The organism is Pseudomonas sp. PDM27 (genome assembly GCF_019219205.1).
GTDB lineage: Bacteria > Pseudomonadota > Gammaproteobacteria > Pseudomonadales > Pseudomonadaceae > Aquipseudomonas > Aquipseudomonas laurylsulfatiphila.
Window position 1 is genome coordinate 47,752 of the sequence record NZ_JAHUWF010000010.1, and the last position, 20,748, is coordinate 68,499.

22 protein-coding genes are annotated in these 20,748 nt (G+C 59.1%); 16 read left to right on the top strand and 6 right to left on the bottom strand.

Going from position 1 to position 20,748, the window contains the following annotated elements; genetic code table 11:
• Positions 1 to 6 precede the first annotated feature (6 nt).
• Both KW838_RS20315 and KW838_RS20320 read right to left on the bottom strand, forming a co-directional pair.
• Complete coding sequence (locus KW838_RS20315) at positions 7 to 567, bottom strand: hypothetical protein (protein WP_102699522.1); 561 nt, start codon at positions 565 to 567, stop codon at positions 7 to 9.
• Between the two features lie 151 nt (positions 568 to 718).
• On the bottom strand, positions 719 to 1,009 hold the full coding sequence (locus KW838_RS20320; protein ID WP_102699523.1) for a hypothetical protein: 291 nt from the start codon (positions 1,007 to 1,009) through the stop codon (positions 719 to 721).
• Positions 1,010 to 1,300: 291 nt separating this feature from the next.
• On the opposite strand from KW838_RS20320, the gene KW838_RS20325 reads away from it, so the two are divergent.
• Positions 1,301 to 1,849, top strand: a complete 549-nt coding sequence (locus KW838_RS20325; protein WP_102699524.1) for a cytochrome b — start codon at positions 1,301 to 1,303, stop codon at positions 1,847 to 1,849.
• 16 nt (positions 1,850 to 1,865) lie between these two features.
• Here KW838_RS20325 and KW838_RS20330 read toward each other — a convergent pair whose 3' ends face one another.
• Positions 1,866 to 2,672, bottom strand: coding sequence for an AraC family transcriptional regulator (locus KW838_RS20330; RefSeq protein WP_218503474.1), 807 nt, complete (start codon positions 2,670 to 2,672; stop codon positions 1,866 to 1,868).
• 96 nt (positions 2,673 to 2,768) lie between these two features.
• Here KW838_RS20330 and KW838_RS20335 point away from each other — a divergent pair, with 96 nt between their 5' ends.
• A complete protein-coding gene (locus tag KW838_RS20335; protein WP_218503011.1) occupies positions 2,769 to 3,725 on the top strand; it encodes a threonine dehydratase in 957 nt (318 codons plus the stop codon).
• 111 nt (positions 3,726 to 3,836) lie between these two features.
• On the top strand, positions 3,837 to 4,532 hold the full coding sequence (locus KW838_RS20340) for a class I SAM-dependent methyltransferase (protein ID WP_305730004.1): 696 nt from the start codon (positions 3,837 to 3,839) through the stop codon (positions 4,530 to 4,532).
• A 93-nt stretch (positions 4,533 to 4,625) separates the two neighbouring features.
• Here the strand turns inward: KW838_RS20340 and KW838_RS20345 are convergent, their stop codons facing one another.
• Positions 4,626 to 4,769, bottom strand: coding sequence for a hypothetical protein (locus KW838_RS20345; protein WP_218503022.1), 144 nt, complete (start codon positions 4,767 to 4,769; stop codon positions 4,626 to 4,628).
• A gap of 392 nt (positions 4,770 to 5,161) precedes the next feature.
• On the opposite strand from KW838_RS20345, the gene KW838_RS20350 reads away from it, so the two are divergent.
• The 13 genes from KW838_RS20350 (at position 5,162) to KW838_RS20410 (ending at position 17,365) form a co-directional block, all read left to right on the top strand.
• The gene (locus KW838_RS20350) at positions 5,162 to 5,809 is read left to right on the top strand and encodes a hypothetical protein (RefSeq protein ID WP_218503475.1); all 648 of its coding nucleotides are present in this window, start codon (positions 5,162 to 5,164) and stop codon (positions 5,807 to 5,809) included.
• A gap of 618 nt (positions 5,810 to 6,427) precedes the next feature.
• The gene (locus KW838_RS20355; protein ID WP_095966036.1) at positions 6,428 to 6,868 is read left to right on the top strand and encodes an Ohr family peroxiredoxin; all 441 of its coding nucleotides are present in this window, start codon (positions 6,428 to 6,430) and stop codon (positions 6,866 to 6,868) included.
• A gap of 78 nt (positions 6,869 to 6,946) precedes the next feature.
• Positions 6,947 to 7,399: an Ohr family peroxiredoxin gene (locus tag KW838_RS20360; RefSeq protein WP_218503024.1), complete on the top strand. Its 453-nt coding sequence runs from the start codon at positions 6,947 to 6,949 to the stop codon at positions 7,397 to 7,399.
• Positions 7,400 to 7,525: 126 nt separating this feature from the next.
• Positions 7,526 to 7,984 carry a MarR family winged helix-turn-helix transcriptional regulator gene (locus KW838_RS20365; protein WP_102674766.1) on the top strand — a complete coding sequence of 153 codons (459 nt, stop codon included), beginning with the start codon at positions 7,526 to 7,528 and terminating at the stop codon, positions 7,982 to 7,984.
• 349 nt (positions 7,985 to 8,333) lie between these two features.
• On the top strand, positions 8,334 to 10,034 hold the full coding sequence (locus KW838_RS20370) for a cytochrome c family protein (RefSeq protein WP_218503026.1): 1,701 nt from the start codon (positions 8,334 to 8,336) through the stop codon (positions 10,032 to 10,034).
• Positions 10,035 to 10,083: 49 nt separating this feature from the next.
• The gene (locus KW838_RS20375; protein WP_218503028.1) at positions 10,084 to 10,761 is read left to right on the top strand and encodes a thermostable hemolysin; all 678 of its coding nucleotides are present in this window, start codon (positions 10,084 to 10,086) and stop codon (positions 10,759 to 10,761) included.
• Complete coding sequence (locus tag KW838_RS20380; protein ID WP_218503030.1) at positions 10,751 to 12,232, top strand: AMP-binding protein; 1,482 nt, start codon at positions 10,751 to 10,753, stop codon at positions 12,230 to 12,232. Before KW838_RS20375 ends, KW838_RS20380 begins: the two co-directional genes overlap by 11 nt.
• On the top strand, positions 12,229 to 12,903 hold the full coding sequence (locus KW838_RS20385) for a TenA family transcriptional regulator (RefSeq protein WP_218503032.1): 675 nt from the start codon (positions 12,229 to 12,231) through the stop codon (positions 12,901 to 12,903). Before KW838_RS20380 ends, KW838_RS20385 begins: the two co-directional genes overlap by 4 nt.
• Entirely contained in the window at positions 12,890 to 13,699 is an 810-nt protein-coding gene (locus tag KW838_RS20390; RefSeq protein WP_218503034.1) for an SDR family oxidoreductase, read from the top strand. The genes KW838_RS20385 and KW838_RS20390 overlap by 14 nt, the downstream gene beginning before the upstream one ends.
• On the top strand, positions 13,696 to 14,340 hold the full coding sequence (locus KW838_RS20395) for a tetratricopeptide repeat protein (RefSeq protein ID WP_102699536.1): 645 nt from the start codon (positions 13,696 to 13,698) through the stop codon (positions 14,338 to 14,340). The genes KW838_RS20390 and KW838_RS20395 overlap by 4 nt, the downstream gene beginning before the upstream one ends.
• A gap of 11 nt (positions 14,341 to 14,351) precedes the next feature.
• The gene (locus tag KW838_RS20400) at positions 14,352 to 15,014 is read left to right on the top strand and encodes a response regulator (RefSeq protein ID WP_126045920.1); all 663 of its coding nucleotides are present in this window, start codon (positions 14,352 to 14,354) and stop codon (positions 15,012 to 15,014) included.
• A complete protein-coding gene (locus KW838_RS20405) occupies positions 15,011 to 16,378 on the top strand; it encodes a HAMP domain-containing sensor histidine kinase (protein WP_218503036.1) in 1,368 nt (455 codons plus the stop codon). The genes KW838_RS20400 and KW838_RS20405 overlap by 4 nt, the downstream gene beginning before the upstream one ends.
• A 285-nt stretch (positions 16,379 to 16,663) precedes the next feature.
• Positions 16,664 to 17,365 carry a response regulator transcription factor gene (locus KW838_RS20410; RefSeq protein WP_218503038.1) on the top strand — a complete coding sequence of 234 codons (702 nt, stop codon included), beginning with the start codon at positions 16,664 to 16,666 and terminating at the stop codon, positions 17,363 to 17,365.
• On the opposite strand, the gene KW838_RS20415 is transcribed toward KW838_RS20410, so the two are convergent.
• Together KW838_RS20415 and KW838_RS20420 are read right to left on the bottom strand one after the other, a co-directional pair.
• Positions 17,362 to 18,849, bottom strand: coding sequence for a sensor histidine kinase (locus KW838_RS20415; RefSeq protein ID WP_218503040.1), 1,488 nt, complete (start codon positions 18,847 to 18,849; stop codon positions 17,362 to 17,364). The genes KW838_RS20410 and KW838_RS20415 overlap by 4 nt on opposite strands.
• Positions 18,850 to 19,446: 597 nt before the next feature.
• The gene (locus KW838_RS20420) at positions 19,447 to 20,712 is read right to left on the bottom strand and encodes a nitrate/nitrite transporter (RefSeq protein WP_218503042.1); all 1,266 of its coding nucleotides are present in this window, start codon (positions 20,710 to 20,712) and stop codon (positions 19,447 to 19,449) included.
• Between the last annotated feature and the right edge of the window lie 36 nt (positions 20,713 to 20,748).

The window sequence follows — 20,748 nt, forward strand, 5'->3', positions numbered from 1 at the left end:
CAGGCGCTAACCCGATATCACTCGCTTGAACTGATGCCATTTGTGCTGCCAGGCCACTGTCCAATGGGGGGCTGCCGCTCCAGTGCCGGCGATCGTCAGCTTTGGATGTTGTTTGATGACCTGATCCAGTACCGATTCCTGGTTCGGCTCAACATCGACGAAGAAGATATGTTTGCCCTCGGTTACCAGCTGCTTGAAATTGCGGAAGTGAGTGTTCGGCACCTGGAACCCGAAAAAACCGCCTTCCCAGATGCAGAAGCCCAAAATGACAATGGAAAGGAAGATAAAGGGCATCCAGCCTGCGGCGGATTCGGTCCAGCCCATCCAATACGCGCCAACGAGTACCAGTGCCGCCAGTGGCAAACCGATCACCGCGCCAATCTCACCCGAGTGAACAGCATCCTGTTCCATTAACGAGTTAACTTCGTGCAGGTGATGTTGTTCGACATCGGCAACGTTTTGACTGAGCACATGAATCTGTTCGGAATTGATGCCGCTGGCTTCCAGTTCATATTCAACGGATTCAAGATCGTTGAGATTGTCACTGATGTAATAGTGCCGATTCATGCCACACCTCCCGACTCGAGTTTGCTGTAGACCTCCTTTGTCCGGCAGCGGTCAACCTGGATTTGCAGTCGGTGTGTGTACCGAGGGGAACGTTGCACACTTCATGCAATCTGAAAAAAAGTATAGCACTCACCACCCTGCGAACCGGTCGCTAGTTGATCTGCACTATGACCGGACCTTCCGTCACGATCGGCGGGTTCGCGTGGATATGCGAGGTGTTTTTCTGAATCCACTCACGGGCAACTTTCAGGCTCGCATCACTGCCGGCCTTGTCCTTGCAAACAGTGATCGAAGTACCACCATCACCCGTATTGAGCAGTGTGTAGCTGACGAGGCCAGGTACTGTGCGCAAGGTCGCTTCGATGTCGACGTTGCGCTCTTCCATCACCTCGAATAGCTGCTTGGCTCCAGCACCCAGGTAGGTTCTTATCACCGCATACATGGTCGTCTCCTTTGAGCGTACCGTCTTGATGCCAATGCAGATCCGTTGATGTCCGCAAACTCCCAGGTTTCAAGTCTCAGGTCGCCCTGATTCACTAAGCTTAGCCAAACGCCGGCGACAATCGACATGCAACGACCACCGGCCACATGGGGCCGATTTCTGCCTTTACGATCGAAGGCTAAACACGAGCTAGATCGAGCATTTCGATATGTTTAAGCAACATTTCACTGTTTTTCCGATAACGCCCTGTCGCGATAATCCGCCTTCAAAGGTGACGGGTAGGGCAGCGAGATGGCGAAGGAAGGAAGTTATACCGGTGTAGCCAAGTGGCTGCATTGGGGCATGGCCCTGATCTGGTTGGGAGCCTGGGTCATCGGAATCGTGGCGACGCATTGGCGCGACGAATTCAATGCCCACCATGAACTCACCTACTTGCACAAGGCAATGGCCAGCACGCTGCTGTTTCTCATCGTCGTGCGTATCGCCTGGCGATTGAGTCACCCGGCACCGGCGCTACCCGAGTCGATGAGCCCGAGGATGAAGCGTGGTGCGCTGGTCGGGCATGTGCTGCTGTACGCCGTGGCCCTGATCGGGCTGCCGTTGTCCGGCTGGTACTGGAGCTCGGTCGCCGACAAACCCATCATGGTGGCGGCGCTGTTCATGCTCCCGCCAATCGTTGACCCCGATCAGAACCTGTACGATCTGGCAAAGGCGGTTCATACCTACATGGCGTGGTTGTGTGGCGCCCTGGTAGGTGGCCATCTGCTGGTTGCGCTCAAGCATCACTTCGTTGAAAAGGATGATGTGCTCAAGGGCATGCTGCCCGCACGCAACCGCTGATTTTCCTGTCGTTTCATTATTGACGCAGCTGCGCCGGACTCACGCCGAGGCGTTGCCTGAAGGTGGTCGCCATGTGCGCCTGGGAGTTGAAACCGCAGGCGTAGGCGATTTCAGCCAGCGTGGCGGTCGAGTCGTGCATCAGGGCTCGAGCCCTGGCCAGGCGTCGGTCGATCAGGTAAGCATGGGGGCTTTTGCCGGTGGCATTTTTGAAAGCCCGCATGAAATAGCCTTCGGACAAGCCAAGCAGGCCCGCCATCGCCGGTACGCTCAACGGGCCATCGAGGCCCGCGTCAATGAACTCATCGAGCAAGCGCATCCGGCTGCCGGTAATCGAGCCATGGGGCGGTGTCGACACGGCTTCGCTGGCCGTCGCGCGCTCGGACAATGCCAGTGCCCAGGCCTCCCAGTCGTCCTCCACGCGAGCGTGCAACAGCGCGGCGCGCATCCGCCATGCGAGGACCGTGGCCTGCCGGTCGATGCGATTGTTGAAGGCGCGATCCCCCTCCAGCGCCATACCGTCAGTGCGTATCACCCGCAGATATTCACCGCCCTTGGGCGATTCGGATAACACGTCACACCCCATCGGAACGAACGCCAGGCCGTTGGGCAGGGCATCGAAGGGTTGTACCCGGTCGCTGCCGATCGCGTGCAGGCCTCGCTGGCTGTCGAAGGCAAAGCCGATTCCCGCCTGGGTCGCTACGTATCGGGTCGCGTAGGCGCAGCCGGGGAGCAATTCGATCGCCCAGGGGCCGGCCTCGATGCGGCGGACCGGTTCGGACAGCAGGGGTGGATGCGGGCGGTTTCGATGGCTCATGAGCACCATAGTAGTGAAGAGGGCACACAAAAGTCAGGTCGGTTTTTTGAAAGCCTGCGTACTGCGCCCCTGTTCAGACTGGGCAAAATCCCGAGGAGATAACTCATGCACACACTGACTCGCGACGACATCGAACAGGCCGCACGTAACGTGTACCAGGTCATGCCCGCCACCGCCCAGTACCCTTGGCCCTTGCTGGCCAGGCGGTTGGGTTGCACGGTGTGGGTCAAGCACGAAAACCACACGCCTACCGGTGCTTTCAAAGTGCGCGGCGGCATCACGTTCATGCACTGGCTCAAGCGCGAACATCCGGGCGTGAAGGGCATTGTCAGCGCGACCCGCGGCAACCATGGCCAGAGCCTTGCACTGGCGGCTGGGGCACTGGGCTTGCGGGCGCTGATCGTCGTGCCGCAAGGCAACTCGGTGGAAAAGAACAACGCCATGCGCGGCTTTGGCGCTGAAGTAGTCGAGTATGGCCGCGATTTCGATGAGGCCCGCGAAGAGGCGGCACGCCTTGCGCAGGAGCACGACCTGTTCCTGGTGCCGCCGTTTCATACAGAGCTGGTCAAGGGCGTCGCCACCTATGCGCTGGAGCTGTTCAACGCCGCGCCGGATCTGGATACCGTCTATGTACCGATTGGCTGCGGATCGGGGATTTGTGGCGTGATCGCCGCTCGCGATGCACTGGGCCTGGACACCCGGGTGGTGGGCGTGGTTTCCACAGAGGCGGCGGCCGCACAGTTATCGTTCGACACCGGCGCCCTGTGCGAAACGGCCTCGGCGACCACCTTCGCCGACGGTCTGGCCGTACGCAAGCCAATACCTGAAGCCTTTGCCGTCTATGCCGCAGGTGCGGCGCGGATCGTTGCGGTCAGTGACGCACAGATAGCCGAGGCCATGCGCGTGTATTACACCGATACCCACAACCTGGCGGAAGGGGCCGGTGCGGCGGCGCTGGCGGCGCTCATGGCCGAGCGTGAAGCCATGTCGGGAAAAAGGGTGGCGGTGATTCTGTCCGGTGGAAACGTCGACAGATCGGTGTATGCGGGCGTGATCGCGTGAAGGGGGGCTGTAACCTGGTCGCATAAATTTGAAATGCACGGCATTGCCCGACACAATCGCGCCCCGATCCGGCCAAAGGCGCCGGACGTTCGTGGTGAGAAGGGGCCGCAGTTGAACGAACAGACATTGTCCATGCGCCTGGAGCGCGTGGCGGCGCATGTGCCGGCCGGTGCGCGCCTGGCCGATATCGGCTCGGATCACGGCTACCTGCCGGTGGCGTTGATGCGTCGTGGCGCCATCACGGCGGCGGTGGCCGGGGAAGTAGCGTTGACGCCGTTCCGCGCGGCCGAACGCACCGTGCACGAGAACGATCTGGAGCAACGGATCAGCGTGCGCCTGGCCAACGGCCTGGCGGCAATCCTGCCGGGAGACGGGATCACGGCGATCAGCCTCTGCGGCATGGGCGGCGAAACGATCCGCGACATCCTCGAGAGCGGCATGGCGTACCTGAGCGGGCAGGAGCGCCTGATCCTGCAACCCAACGGCGGCGAGCAGCCACTGCGCCTGTGGCTGATGGAAAATGGCTATCGCATCCTCTGCGAGGAAGTGCTGCGGGAAAATCGCTTCGACTACGAAATCATCGTCGCCGAGCGCGCCGGGCCGGTGATCTACACCGACGAAGAGTTGTACTTCGGCCCGTTGCAGATGCAGGCTCGCAGCCCGGCGTTCCTGATCAAGTGGCAGCGCAAGCTGCGCCAGAAGCAGAAGACCCTGAGCCAATTTGCCGGGGCGCAACAGGCCGTGCCTGAGGAAAAGGTGCAGGACATCGCGCGTCAGGTCCGTTGGATCAATCAGTTGCTGGCCTGATTCTGTTCAGCAAGCATCCAGGCGGTCATGCCATACCAGCGGGTCTCTTTTCGAGCATTTGCGCAGGCCTTCGCGGTCAGTAAAAACTAATTTTTACGGCATTCCCCGTGCCTGCTTGCGAGGAAAAAACTCGCTGTTTACAGGGTCAAACGGTGTGAGTTCCGCGCGAAATCCGCTTTTTTTTTCGGCGCGAAACATGAAACGATTCAGCCGCTTGGCAACGGTGGTTTCAGCCAATGAAACCGGCCTCCCGAGGCATTATTGGCAGTACCGTTTGTCGTGGTTTTTGTTCGAAAAATGAACGATTGGGGTATTCTGGGTTCTGAACTTCCAGCAGGCGGATCCTTTGAGCTCCGCACTGCACTCCCTAGTAAAATGGACGTATACCTCATCTGCATTGAATGGAATGCACATGGGGATTTTTTTTACCTGAGACCTGGAGTGATAGTATGCCGTCATCACTGACTCGCGGGGCGAGTCGCTCTCTCTTGTAATACCCAAACTATTTTATTTGCTTCAATCAATGTGAACTTTGATTGTGCAGGCGTGGAATATTAATTCGCGTGCCTGGGGCATGGTCAATTCACACTGCCGCAATAAGTGGAGATGTAAGCGTGGATATTAATACAATGATCGGCCTGCTTGGCCAGAAAGAATCCATGGAGTTTATGCGTTTAGGAGTTGTTTACGTACACCTGTTGGCATGCTGCGTAGCCATTGGCCTGGTGTTTGCCAGCGATGTCGCCATGGTCAAGGATTTATTGAAAGGCCGTGTTTCGTCCGGGCACGATAATGATCATATGGCCAGTCTCCAGAAGTCTGTTTCCAATGCGTTGTTATTCTTGTGGATCACCGGTGCGGCGATTATAGGCATTGATTATCTTGAAAAAGGAATGACCTATTTTGCCAACCCGAAACTTCAAGCCAAAGTCATTATTGTCTTGCTGCTGACATTCAACGGCATGCTGTTGCACCGCTATGTATTGCCCGCCATGCTGAAGGCCGGGTCCTTGCTTGACCTGCCTATCAATGTGCGAATGTTTGCCCTGTTCTCTGGCGCACTGTCGGGCGTTTCCTGGCTGTATGCCGCGATGCTCGGTGTCGGCCGACCGCTGGCCTGGAAATACTCGCTGACCGAGTTGCTGATGGCCTATCCGGTATTGATCGTGCTCGGCTTTGCGACGATGGTGGCGCTGACCCAGTGGGCGCGCAATCGCAACGCGGCAGCGCCGGCTGAACAGACTACCTGGCTGTTCGCTGGAATTCCTGCGCGATGAGCTGACGAAAGTCCAGGTGAAGACGGGTGAAACCGTTTGAGCCTTGCCAACACCAGACCCCCTCCCTGTGAGGGGGTTTTTTTTGGTTGTTCACGCAATTCCGGGGCACACCGAGAACTGTAGGAGCGAGCTTGCTCGCGATGGAGGTCAACGATGATGCGGGGAGCCTGACACCCCGCGGTGCTCTCAGGTTTTTCGCGAGCAAGCTCGCTCCTACAGATATTTCGCCATCTGTGTTCCTTGTCCGTGGCCGAATGCTGTCCGCTCATCCCTTGATTCGGCGAGGGGGAGGGCAGCACGGTCGGCCGCGAACCTGCCGCTCGTCGCCAAGGCATAAAATAAACTTTGACATCATTGGGGCTTTGGTTGAATATTCATCCATCGTATGCGATTTAGTCGAATGCGATAGAAAATAAAGACAACCCTTGCCGTTTGGAGAATCAGCCATGAACACCGGAAGCCGCCGCACCCTGTTGATCCCTACCGCTCAAGCTTCCCATGGCCACAACGGCAACAACTGGATCGTTGCACACGCCCATTGACCAACGTTGTTTTTTGAATGCCACAACTATCGCATGCGATTCAATCGCACGAACTTTAAGCCCCGAGGAAATCCCCATGAGCAAAATCGAAAAAGTACTGGCTACCGGCAAAACCCACACCACCCGCAGCAATGTCGGCGGTCATAACGGCAACCTCGATATCGTCCTGTCGTCACCGGGTTCCACACAGCCAGCCCACGTCTTTGCCGCCACACAGCCGCATCCGAAAGCCGAGCAACTGTTCGCCGGGGCCTGGTCGGCCTGCTACACCGCAGCAGTGGGGCTGGTGGCCCAGGAACGCAATATCGTTTTGCCGGCGGACATGGCCGTCGACATTGAAGTGGACCTGGGCCAGACTGGTCCGGCCTACTTCCTTCAGGCCCGACTGACCCTGCGCGTGCCCGGGCTGGCACAGGATGTCGCGACTGAACTTGCGCACATCGCCGACTCCATCTGCCCTTACTCCAAAGCGACACGCGGCAATATCGATGTTGCCCTGAACGTGATCACGGCGTGACGTGCGGACGCATCACTAATATCGCATACGATGCAAGCGCATACGAATATAACTGATTGTAATCCTGAGGGAATCATCATGAGCAAGATCGAAAAAGTACTGGCCAGCGGCAAAACCCACACCACCCAGAACAGCGCAGGCAATACGTCGCGCGGTCATAACGGTAACCTCGACATCGTGCTGTCGTCCCCCGGCAGCGACACACCGGCACATGTGCTGACCGCCGTCCAGCCGCACCCGAAAGCCGAGCAACTGTTCGCCGGCGCGTGGTCGGCCTGCTACATCGCAGCGGTGGGGCTGGCCGCCCAACAAATGAAGGTGACACTGCCGACCGACACGGCCGTCGACATTGAAGTCGATCTGGGCCAGACCGGCGCGGCGTACTTCCTCCAGGCCCGACTGACGTTGCGCGTGCCGGGGCTGGATCAGGGAGTGGCGACTGAACTGGCCCACAACGCCGATGCAATCTGCCCGTACTCCAAGGCCACACGCGGCAACATTGATGTCGACATCAATGTCTTGACGGCCTGACCCGCTGCACGGCCGGCTCAACGGGGATTTTCCCGGTGAGCCGGCCGTCGGTGTTTATGCGCACTTCCGATACCATCGTGTACGACGTATAGTTTCAGTCTCGCAAGATTGCCCCTGAGAACGTCCATGAAAAACACCGACAAGACATCCGCCCTGGATCTCAAACTCTCCGACTTCCTGTGTTTTGCCGTCTATTCCACCAACCTGGCCTTCGGCAAGGCCTACAAGCCGATGCTCGAACGGCTCGGCCTGACCTACACGCAATACATCACCCTGGTCGCGCTGTGGGAAGAAGACAACCAGACCGTCGGCAGCCTTGGCGAAAAGCTGTTTCTGGAATCCAACACCCTCACGCCAATCCTGAAGAAGCTCGAAGCGATGGGTTATTTGCTGCGCCAGCGCGACCCGGAAGACGAGCGCCAGGTGCGGATCAATCTCACAAAAGAGGGGCGAACATTGCGTGAAGGCCTGCGCGAAGACGGCTTCCCGCAAACCGGCCTCGATCCCGACGACTTCGTGCAAATGCAGAAGGCCATCGTCAAGTTACGGGGTAATCTCATCCGGACGACGAAAGACAGGGAGTAAGGGGTCTCGACTCAAGACGGTGAGTGGTCCCCGATTTCGGTGTAAGCGTCCCCACTAACGGGGCGCTATTCCCCAGCAGTATTCACGCCAGCATCAGTACGGCATTTCAACTTTCGACGAATGTTTGCAGGGACATTCCGGTCCTCGCTCATATTTTGTTACAGCAATGGCAGGGTAATTGCTGAGTGAGCGTGTCCCGTTCACGAAAGGTGCAGCGTCGGCAAGCTGTGGAGCTGTAAGTACCCCATTGAGTGATTGCACGTAACCATCGGTTTGCATCACGAAATACCCCTGGCGACTCAATAGAAGTACTGCAGTCATCCTCTGCGAACCGTCCAGAGGAAATGCCATGAGCCACACCAGACCAACGTGTGCACAGTTAGCGCTGCATGGGCTATCGGCCTTGATTGTTCTTTGGACGATCAGCGCCGGCTCTTACATGGCAATGTTCAACGTACCGCCAGGCGTCAAGCTGGCTATTGTCGACTTGAACATTTCCCTGGTGTCATTGTTCATACCGTTGTTCCTGGCGCTCAAACCTCTGGCTCGCCGTTTTTTGTTCTTTCTGGCCTGCCTGCTGACGGTGACGCTGGTGGCGGCTGACGAACCCCCGAGCAATAACAATCAGGGCAATGACAATCAGAGCAATGACAAGTGGCTGGAGCCGGCACGCTCCAGGCTCATGCATGTGACTGGCGGGATGCCGTTCTTCCCGCACCGGGCCAATACCACCGGTAACCTGGTCTTGAATGTGAAGGACTTCGACAATGCCCAGGTCTGCGGCGCTTGTCATACGGAGATCTACAAACAGTGGCGCTCGTCGATGATGTCCCAGGCCTGGGATGAACCCATCTATCGGGCCTTGCTCAAGCGTGCGAGTGCGGCCACCGAGGGCAAGGTCGATAACTTCTGCACCGGCTGCCATACGCCGATCGGTCTCACGACCGGGCAGATCACTTCGCAAGTCAACCGCTCCTCGGTTGAAGACAGCGCGAAGAACACTCCGATGCCTGGGGTCGATTGCGAAACCTGCCACAACATCAGTGCCCGCACGGGCCTGGACAACGGCGCCTATGTTCTGAGTCCGCGGGCAAACGGTAAACCAACCAAGTTCGGCCCGCGCAAGGACGCCGTTTCGCCTTATCACGACACGGTGTACTCGGCCTTGCACACCCGCTCGGACTTTTGCGGCACCTGCCACAACGTCACGCACCCGTTCAGCAGCGTGGCGGTGGAGCGCACCTATGACGAATGGCAGGAGAGCACCTACAGCCTTAACGACATCACCTGCCAGAGCTGCCACATGCCGGGTTTCAAGGGTAAGGCTGCGATCATGGGGCCGGATCGCGAGGAGGTCGCCTCGCATTGGTTCAGCGGAGCCAACGCGATGATGCTCAACCATCTCGGTCAGGAAGAGGGCGCGCAACGGGCTCGCAACATGCTCGCGCGCGCGGGGGAAATAACCTTCGAGCAATTGCCGGCAGCGATCGTTGCCGGGCAATACACCTCGGTCGCCGTCAAGGTGTCCAATGTCGGCGCAGGGCACAAGCTGCCGACCGGCTTTCCGGAGGGACGGGAGATGTGGATCGATTTCCGCGTGCGGGATGCCACGGGTCGCGAGATCTACCGGCTGGGGTCGATCAAGGACGGCAAGACCGAAGTCAACACGCGAAATTTCAAAGTGCACATAGGCGACAAGGACGGCAACCCGCTGGACGTCGAGGTCTGGAATGCCACGCAAATTCTCTCGGACAACCGCATTCTGCCCAAGGGCTACGATATCGGGGAATTCTCCTTCCTGGTGCCGGCCGACGCCGTCGGACCGCTGACCCTGACGGCCGACCTGAACTACTGGCCGTTTTCGCAGAAGCTGGCCGACTACCTGCTCGGCAAGGACAAGGTGCAGGTGGAAATCACCCGGATGGCCAACGTCACGCAGAGCGTACCCCTGTCGACCAGCCTGCCGGTTGTCGGGGTGGCCCCGGTCATGCAAGGTGACAATCCGAAGACCACTGAAAAGAACCGTTTTGTCACCTTCAGACTTCGTTAAGAATAGTCTTTGATACTGCTCCCCAATTGATCCGGGGAGATGTTTTTCAATGTCCGATTTCAACTGGAACGTTCAGTTGCCACTGCGCTTTGGCCTGACCGAAGCACAGCAGATGCATCTTGTCAGGGCCTTGCCGGACGCCCCGCAAAGGGAGGGCTTCGAAGCCTTTATCCAGCAACGGTTTCGCAGGGCCCACGGTGCCGATGTTCGCCACTTCATGCCGGAGCTGTTTGGCATGAGCGATGCGTCCGGCACGCTATGCGCGGTGGTTGGCGTGCGTCTGGCGAGCGGCGGACCGCTGTTTCTGGAAGGTTACCTGGACGAGGCGATCGATCCGCTGATCAGTGCCGCGGCCGACCAGACCGTAAGCCGCTCAGCCATCGTCGAGGTCGGCAACCTGGCTGCCAGCGACACCGGCAGCGCACGGATGAGCATCATTGCGATGACCTACCTGCTCGCCATGGGGGGGCTGGAATGGGTCGCCTTCACCGGAAACCTGGGGCTGGTCAATAGCTTTCATCGCCTTGGCTTGAAGCCCGTGACCCTGTGTGCTGCCGACCCGGCGCGTCTTGGCGAAGACCGCCACGCCTGGGGCAGTTACTACGAAAGCAAACCGTGGGTTCATTTCGGCAATATTCGCTCCGGTTTCATTCATTTACGCAACACCGGCCTGTTCAGTCGCCTGGGCTTGCCGACTTCCATTGAAGGGGCCTGCCATGTCGCCTGAAATGGAGCGTTTCAAACGGATCCTGCGTCATCATGCTGAGCAAAAAACCAACACCATTGCCTTGTGGGATGACCTTCGCCAGCTCAACTACGCCACGCTCTATGCCGAGGTCATTTATCGTCAGCAGCGCCTGCGCGATGAACGAGTCAGGGTGGTCGCCCTGGCCCTGGACAATGGTATCGAAGCCCTGCTGTGGGACCTGGCCGCGTTGTTCGAGGGGTTGACCTGCGTGGCCTTGCCGCCTTTTTTCAGTCCGGCGCAACGCAAGCATTGCCTGGAGCAAAGCCAGGCCGAACACGTCATTGCCGAACCGCCATTGCAGGACGAACTGCAAGACGCTGGATATCAGAAGTGCGGCGAGTTCTGGCACCGCACGTTCAGTGGCCCGAACCGGATGCCCGACGGCACCGCCAAGTTGACCTTCACCTCCGGCACCACAGGCACACCCAAGGGCGTGTGCCTGAGTGCCGACAGCATTCTGGGGGTCGCTCGCGAGCTGGATCAGGCCAGCAAACCCACTGACCCGCAACACCACCTGGCGCTGCTGCCGCTGGCCATTTTGCTGGAGAACATCGGTTGTTACGCCGCACTGTATGCCGGAGCCACCTTGAGCCTGCCCAGCCAGAAAACCCTGGGGATTGCAGGCGCCAGCGGTGTGGAGGTGCCGAAATTGTTGGGATGCCTGGCCAGCCGCTCGCCTCAGAGCCTGGTCCTGGTGCCGCAGTTGTTACTGATGCTGGTCGGTGCTGCCGAGCAGAAGGTTTTCGATCCACAGCACCTGCGTTTTGCCGCCGTTGGCGGTGCCCGGGTCAGTGAAGATCTACTGCATCGCGCTGAACGCGTGCGCATACCCGTCTATGAAGGTTACGGGTTGTCCGAGTGCGCATCGGTGGTCTGCCTCAATCGCCCGCAAGCTCGGCGCCCCGGCAGTGTCGGACGGCCATTGCCCCATGTGGAGATTCGCCTGGCGGATGACGGAGAAGTGCTGATCAAGGGGGCAACCTTGCTGGGCTATCTGGGAGAGGCACCGCACACCGACCCGTGGTGGCCCAGCGGCGATCTCGGCGAGTTCGACGCCGAAGGTTTTCTCTACCTCAAGGGGCGCAAGAAGCATCAGTTCGTGACCAGTTTCGGGCGCAACGTGAACCCCGAGTGGGTGGAAGCCGAGTTGACTCAGCGGGGGCCTATTGCTCAGGCCTTCGTCTATGGCGAGGCGATGCCTCACAACCATGCGCTGCTCTGGCCGCATCACCCGGACTGTACCGACGACCAGCTGGCCGCCGCCGTGGCCCAGGCCAACGAGGCCTTGCCCAAGTACGCCCAGGTCCGCCACTGGAGTCGGCTCGAGCAACCCTTTACTGCCACCAACGGTTTGCTCACCGCCAATGGCCGGCCCCGCCGTGACGCCATCATCGAGCGCTACCGGCGGCAATTGACCGAATCTGCATTTTCCGAGGAATCCGCACCATGAGTTTTTTTGACACCTTGCAACAAGCCACTGAGCAAGAACGCAATGAGCTGTTCAACCTGCCGATCATCCGTGATGCGCTGCAGGGCGATGTCAGCCTGGAAAGTTACCGGGCCTTTCTGGCACAGGCCTATTACCACGTGCGCCATACCGTGCCGTTGATGATGGCCTGCGGTGCGCGCCTGCCTACGCGCCTGGAATGGTTGCGCGAAGCGGTGTGTGAATACATCGAGGACGAATACGGCCACGAACAATGGGTACTCAATGACATTCAAGCCTGCGGCGGTGACAGGGACGCTGTACGCGATGGGCGCCCGTCATTGCCGATCGAATTGATGGTCAGCTTCCTTTACGACCTGATCGCCAGGGACAATCCGGTGGGACTGTTCGGCATGGTCAACGTACTCGAAGGCACGAGCATTGCCTTGGCGACCCACGCCGCCGGCAGTATTCGCCAGCGTCTGGACTTGCCCGAAAGCGCGTTCAGCTACCTCAGTTCCCACGGCTCGCTGGATATCGAACATATGCAGACCTACCGTCGACTGATGAACCGTCTGGATGACCCGGGCGACCAAGCCGCGGTCATTCATGCCTCCAAAGTGGTGTACCGGCTCTACACCGATATGTTTCGTGGCTTGCCGCGTAACGGGGAGAACCTGCATGCGCCTGTCTGAAGCCCGCGTCGTGTTGACCGGTGCCAGCGGCGGCATCGGCCTGGCCATCGCCACTGCACTGTGCGCCAGTGGTGCCCAGGTGCTGGCCGTGGCTCGCCATCGGGAGCCCCTGGTGCCGTTGCTCGAGCTTTATCCCAATAATCTGTGTTGGATCCGTGCAGACCTGACGTTGCTCTCCGACCGCCGCGAGGTGCTGGCGCGGGCCCAGAACATCGGCGGCATCAACCTGCTGATCAATGCCGCCGGAGTCAACCATTTCGCCATGCTCGAACAGCTCGACGACAGTGAGATCAATTCGATGCTCGCGGTGAACATCAGTGCGCCGATGTGCCTGACAAAACTGATGTTGCCGCTGCTCAAGCAAGCCGACAGTGCCATGGTGGTCAACGTCGGTTCGACCTATGGCTCCATTGGCTACCCAGGCTACGCCAGTTACTGCGCCACCAAGTTTGCCCTGCGCGGGTTCTCCGAAGCCCTGCGCCGAGAGTTGGCAGATACCCGGGTCAGTGTGCTCTACGTCGCCCCGCGAGCGACCCGTACCGGCATGAACAGCCCGGCAGCCCAAGCGCTCAATGATGCGCTCAAAGCCAATGTCGACGATCCGCAAACCGTGGCGGCCGCGGTGATTCACGCCATTGCCGGTGACCGTCGCGACTTGTACCTGGGCTGGCCCGAGCGTTTTTTTGTACGCCTGAACAGCCTCCTGCCTCATCTGGTGGACCGTGGATTGCGCAAGCAACTGCCACTGATCCGCCGCCTGAGCCAGAAACCCGACCAGGAGAATCTCGAACCATGAAAAAGATCATCGCTTGCCTGCTGCTGGGCGCATTGAGCCAGGGTGTCTGGGCGCTGGATGCTGCCGACCAGCAGCGTCTCAACGGTATCCAGCAAAGCTGGGCGCACATTCAGTACGAGTTGCCCGAGGGACAACGCACTGCGGCTTTTGAAAAGCTGGCGGCCCAGGCTTCGAGCTTCAAGCAGGAACGTCAAACGGTGGCGGAGGCCTGGATCTGGTCTGGCATCGTCACCAGTAGCTGGGCGGGTGCCCAGGGTGGACTGGGTGCGCTGAGCAAGGTCAAAGATGCCAAGGCCGATCTGGAAAAAGCCCTGGCCCTGGACCCCAAGGCTCTGCAAGGCTCAGCCTATACCAGTCTGGGGGCCCTCTATGACCGCGTACCGGGCTGGCCCATCGGTTTCGGCGATTCGGACAAGGCCGAGCAGTTGCTCAAGCTGGCATTGCAAATAAACCCCAACGGCATCGACAGCCTGTACTTCTGGGGCGATCACCTCTACCGTCAGAAGCGGTATGTCGAAGCCAGGGCCGCGCTGCAAAAAGCCTTGCAGGCTGCGCCCCGTCCTGGCCGCGAGAGCGCTGACGCCGGGCGCCGCAAGGAGATCGAAACGCTGTTGGTGGACGTGAACAAGAAACTCGGTTGACAGGAGACCCTGTGCGTTTATTACTCGTAGAGGATGACGTGGCGCTCGGCGAGGGCATTCATCAGGCCCTGCGCCGTGAAGGTTATACCGTCGACTGGTTGCAGGACGGCAACAGTGCCTTGCACTCGCTGCTCAGTGAAATCTTCGATCTGGCGGTGCTCGACCTTGGCCTGCCACGCATGGACGGTCTCGAAGTGCTCAGGCGCTTGCGAGACAGCGGCTCCAACCTGCCGGTGCTGATCCTGACGGCGCGCGATGCCACCGAAGACCGTATCGCCGGCCTGGATGCCGGCGCCGATGACTACCTGATCAAGCCCTTCGACCTGGCAGAATTGAAGGCGCGCATACGTGCGTTGCTTCGGCGCAGCGCCGGGCGTGGGCAATCGCTGATCGAGCACGCGGGCATCAGCCTGAACCCCGGCACCCAGCAAGTCAGCTACAAAGGCGAACCGGTGGCCCTGACACCCAAGGAATACCAGTTGCTCCACGAGCTGCTCTCGCCACCGGGCCGGGTAATGACTCGCGATCATCTGATGCAGTTGCTGTACGGCTGGAGCGAGGAGGCTGAAAGCAACACGCTGGAAGTGCACATCCATCACCTGCGCAAGAAGCTCTCCACCGATCTGATTCGCACCGTCCGTGGTATCGGTTATCTGGTGGAGGAGCGTCGATGACCTCGATCCGCCGGCGCACCCTGACCCTGATCATTGGCCTGATGCTCGCAGGTCTGGCGGTGATCAGCGTGCTGAACCTGCACGACAGCAACCATGAAATTGCCGAAGTCTATGATGCCCAACTGGCCCAGAATGCTCGCCTGCTGCAAGGCGTCATGCGTATGCCCATGGTGAGCGAGGATCACGCAGATCTGTACAGGGCTTTCAACCAGGCCCTGAACGAGGCGACGCCCAGGGCCGACGGGCATCCGTATGAAACGAAGATTGCGTTTCAGGTCTGGAATGCCAGGAATGAAGTGCTGGTGCATACCGCCAGTTCTCCGTCTTTCAACCAACCCCCGGTCACACCAGGCTTCAGCGATGTAGTCGACCTGAACAACCGGCACTGGCGCGCCTTCCTGCTTGAAGACAAGCAGAACAACCTGCGTATCTGGGTGGGGGAACGGGACGACGTGCGCACGGACCTGGTGGACCGCATCGTACGCCACACCTTGTGGCCTAACATTCTGGGGAGTTTGATACTGGCCGCCATGCTCTGGCTGGCCATCGGCTGGGGATTGAAACCTCTGGTCAACATGGCTGCGACACTGCGGGCGAGGCATCCCGGTTCACTCGAACCCCTGCAATTGACGCCGCTGCCTACCGAGCTTGAGCCGATGCAGGCAGCCCTTAACCGTATGCTTGCGCAGATTCAGGAAGTCATGGGACGTGAGCGCCGTTTTATCGCGGATGCCGCCCACGAAATGCGCACCCCCCTGGCCGTGCTCAGGGTGCATGCGCAGAACCTGATGGAAGCGGGGAGCGAAGGGGAGCGTCGTGCGTCGCTTGAACACTTGATTGCCGGAGTGGACCGTACCAGTCGGCTGGTCAATCAATTGCTCACGATGGCACGTATCGAGCCTCAAGCAGGCGCGCGACCGCCTGCACCGATTGACCTGGCAGCCACGGTTCGCGACAGCCTGGTTCAATTGACGCCCTGGTTGTTGAGCAAGGATCTTGAATTGGTTTTCGATGTCAGCGACGACATCGGCCTTGTGAGGGTCGACCCTGCGGCTATCGACATTGCCTTGAACAACCTGGTCACCAACGCGGTGAATTTCTCCCCCCGGCACGGCGTGATCACGGTAAAGCTGGTCGAAAAGAGAAACGGCTACGAACTGTCTGTCGAAGATGAGGGGCCGGGTATCGATGAGCAGGATCGTGATCGGCTCTTCGAGCGGTTCTACAGTCGCGCAAACGATCAGGGGGCAGGGTTGGGGCTGACCATCGTCAAGGCCATTGCCGATCGCCTGGGAGGACAGATCAGACTGGAGAACCGCATCGCTGGCGGTTTACGCGCCACGTTGGAAATCTGTCGCGTTTGACGTTGTGCCTGGCTATGCCTGGTGCTGTGGTCGGATGAAAGACGGATCCGGTTTTATGAGGGTTTCTGTTTTTTATGCATTTAATTCAAAAAAAACAGATAGTTGGGAGGTAAAGGTAATGTGTTTTGTAAGATTTATCCTTGGTTAGAATTCTGATTGCATCCGACCTGAGTCTGATATCCGTACGCCTGGAGCCCGGGACATGCGACTGATGACCGGCGCCTTCCCGGGTTCCCTGCTATTAATCAATGTGTATCCGAATGCTTATCCTTGCGGGAGCGTCTCATGAGTCCATTCATTCGCATCGGTATTGCCGACGACCATCCGATGTTGCGTGAGGGCGTTGCCAATACGCTGAGAAAACGGCCGGATCTTCAGGTCGTGGAGCAGGGCGCCAACGCGCAGGATGCCATGGATATCGCGCAGAGGGAGCGTCCGGACGTGATGTTGATGGACGTCAATATGCCGGGCGATGTTTTCGCCGCGGTGCGGTTCATTTCCACGCAGCTGTCGGATGTGAAGGTGCTGATGCTGACCGTTTCGGAATCCGAGGATGACGCCTTCCTGGCACTGGAGGCCGGCGCACGCGGGTATGTGTTGAAAGGTGTCAGCGGGCCGGAACTGGTCCTGGCAATCAGGACGGTTGCCCGGGGTGAGTCGTATATCACCCCCGAGTTTGCCAACAAACTGCTGAGCAACATCAAGAAGCACGAAGCGGAAACCCGCAAGTTCGACCTGACCCATCGCGAGGAAGAGGTCATTCTTGAAGTGTCCAAGGGGCTGACCAACAGGGAGGTGGCGGCAAGGCTGCTGATCAGCGAAAAAACCGTCAAGCATCACATGGGCTGCGTGATGCAGAAGCTCAACGCGCGAAATCGAGTCGAAGCGGTCACGGCTCTGCGCCACTACCGGGAGCGCGAAGCGATCGGGCACCTTCACATCGGCGCGGCGAAAGCGCCAAGGGATGCCGAAGCGGCGCCTGACTAGAGTTTGAACTGTGCATTGACCGACGTACCCGTGTCGCAGGAGTCGATGCTGAACAACCCGCCCAGGGATTCGACGCGATAACGCAAACCGGCGAGGCCCAATCGGGTTCTACCGGATTTCTCGAGCTGCATTGCGTCCGCCGCCATGCCTGGACCACTGTCCCTGACGCTGATGTTCAATACGCCATCAATGTACTTCGCCTGGATGACCTGACCCTCGCCGTTGGCATGCCGGTATGCGTTGTTGAGGGTTTCCTGCACAAACCGGTACAGACAGAGTTTTAACGGCAATGGCGCGGCCTTCGGTAGCTGCCCCAGGGTCAATGTAACCTTGGTGCCCGTGCGTTGCTCGTGCCGTTGCGCCACCAGTTGCAACTCTTCCACCAGACTCACGTCGTTGATTTCCGGAAGTGCCAGGCCTCGTGATAAATCCCGGACCTCACGCAATGCGTCGGTGGCGGCGCCACGGATGGTTTCCAGGGATTCCTGATCGACCGCCGTGCAGTTTTCGGCCAGGTCGTCGAGCCGGATCAGAATCAAGGTCAATAGCTGCGCCGGCCCATCGTGCAGGTCTGCGCCAATGCGCCTCAAGGTGAGTTCGTTGACTCGGGAAAACTCCTGGGTAGCCGTTGCCATCTTGTGCTGCAGTTCAGCATTGCTGATGTGCAAACGGGTTTGCTCTATCAGCCGCAAGTGCAGTGCCACCTGTTGTTGCTGGATAATCCTGTCACCGCGTCGCACGATGAAGAAAAGCAGGGTCAGCATGGCCAGTGTCGCGGCGCCGACAACCCCCCATACTTCCTCCCGGACCCGATTGATCTCGCGCCTGAGGCTATCGGCCTTTTCATAAAATTCGCCGACCGCGATGATTTTCCCGGAGCGTGAATCCCGCAGGGGCGCGTAGATTTCATAGAGCGGCACATTGAGCGTGCGCTCGAACGCGTTCTCATCCTGGGTCAGTTCCTGAAGATCGGTGACCACTTTGCCCTTGAGTGCCTCAGTGATCTCATCCAGCGGGAATTGAACGTTGGTGATGTCTTTGTTCGTGCTGTAGACCACGGTGCCATCTGCTCGCCAGATCTTGATCGAGACAATGTGCTGTTTCAGCGAACGACTTTCCGTGAGGCGGTCCAGGGACTGGACACTTGCTGCCGAGAGGGTGTTGTCCCGGCTCAACTCCTGCACAAAGGGCTCCAGAAACGTATCCATGTACTGAGCGCCTGCTTCTGCTGCGCTATGAACCGCGGCACTTTCTATGCGTACGCTCACCAGATTGCCGACGAAAAACATGGTCAGCCCCAGGATCACCGCAGCGGCAATGACAAACTGGGTCGAGTGACTCAGCCTGTGTGCCCGGACCCTCATCCATGTACGCCAGAGGCCATTGCGACTTGCATCGCTAACAGGGGCTGGTTCGTCCATCGCCCCGGCCTCCTGCGCGGGAAACGTCTGGTTTTCCGATTCGACTTTTGCATCTTTTGCCATAGGTCCGGCTCCCTGATCATCGAGACAGGTCGGCTGGAAACCCGGCAGTTCAACGCAAATCCCGAGATTGACGCCAGGCCCATGACTGACAGTAGTTCACTGCATGTCGAGGCGACAGTTTCAGCGTGGGCAGGGTCCCCTGTGGGAGCTGGCTTGTCGGGTCGCCGCATCGCAGCGATGGTCGTCAACGATAACGCGTGTGAACTGGATGAACGCGGCGCACTGGAGTCCATCGCCAGCAGGCTGGCTCCTACAGTAGTTTCAGCGTGGGCACGTACCCTTGTGGGAGCTGGCTTGCCTGCGATGGTCGTTAACGATAACGCGGGTGAACTGGATGAACGCGGCGCACTGGAGTCCATCGCCAGCAGTCTGGCTCCTACAGTTTCAGCGTGGGCACGGTCCCCTGTGGGAGCTGGCTTGCCTGCGATGGTCGTTAACGATTACGCGTGTGAACTGGATGAACGCGGCGCACTGGAGTCCATCGCCAGCAGGCTGGCTCCTACAGTTTCCGCGTGGGCAGGGTCCCCTGTGGGAGCTGGCTTGCCTGCGATGGTCGTTAACGATTACGCGTATGAATTGGATAAACCCGACCTATGTTCAGGCTTGCGCGGCGCTGACCTCGCCAGTGACCGCGACGTTCTTGCGGACCGCTTGATACAGCAGGCTCGATACCATGAACCCGACAATGGCCAGCAGACTCATCAACGAGAAGACGTAGTTGTAGCCTTGTTGACCCGGGAAGTGGTCGAGTATCGCGCCATAGATGACGTAGGCAAACATCCCCGGCGCATAGCCGATCAGGCACCCAATGCCAAAGGCCGAGCCCGTGATGTGCTGGGGAATGCCGACTTCACCCATCGGTGCCCAGAACACACCGCGCATGGAAAACACAATCAGCGCGAAGGAGAGGGTGGCCGCCATGCCTGCGTAGATGAAACCCGGGTTTTTCGGGATGAGCATGATGACGCCCATCAGCGGCAACAACGCCAGGAATGCCCACTTCAGATAACGGCTGGAACTCTTGAACTGCTTGTCGGCAATGAAGCCGCCAGCGGGGCCGCCGAGGATCTTGAGGAAGTACTGGTTGATGATGCCGTAGGCGCCCACCAGGGCCACGGGCAGTTCGTACATTTCCTTGAGGTAGGGAATGAAATAGGTCAGGCCGCAGTACACGATGTAGACCATGAACACGTTGAGGCTGACCAACCAGATGCCCGGCACCTTGATCGCCTCGAGCAGGTTCGACAGTCCGTTCTTCGGCTTGACGGTCGACTGGGTTTTGCCGCTCTTGAGCAACAGCCAGGTCAGGGTACCGGCAAGAATGTCGATGACCGAGTAGAACAGGATCGCCGACTTCAGACCGTTTTCACCGGAGCCCATGGCGACGAAAACGCCCAGCGCAGAAAACGCGACCAGGGTATCAATGACGCCACGCCCGCCTTCGAGCAGACCGAACAGGCGCCCCTGTTCCTTATCGTCACCCAGGTTGCGGATGGCCTTGAGCAGCGAAGGCCAGAAGAGGCAATCGGCACACACGGCCAGCAGGCAGAACACCACCAGCAGGTTGCTGAAGGGCGGAAAGGTCGCCAGGTAAAGCCCCAGCCCGCCGGTACCGATCAGGCCGAGGGGGATCAGCTTGCGCGTGTCGTACCGGTCGGCGAGCATGCCGCCCACTACGAACAGCGCGGTGGCGATGATGGCGTTGGCGCTCAGCAGCACGCCGATTTCAGTGTGGGACAGCCCCATGAATTCCTGCATGGGGATGTAGAAGGCGTCTTTGAGATTCGCCAGCTTGTAGATGGTGCCGCCACCGAGGATGAGAATCAGGAATCTGAGCCATTTGGCCTTGTCATGGGATGTCATTATTGTTCTCCAGGCGTATTGGGGGAGGCAGTGCCG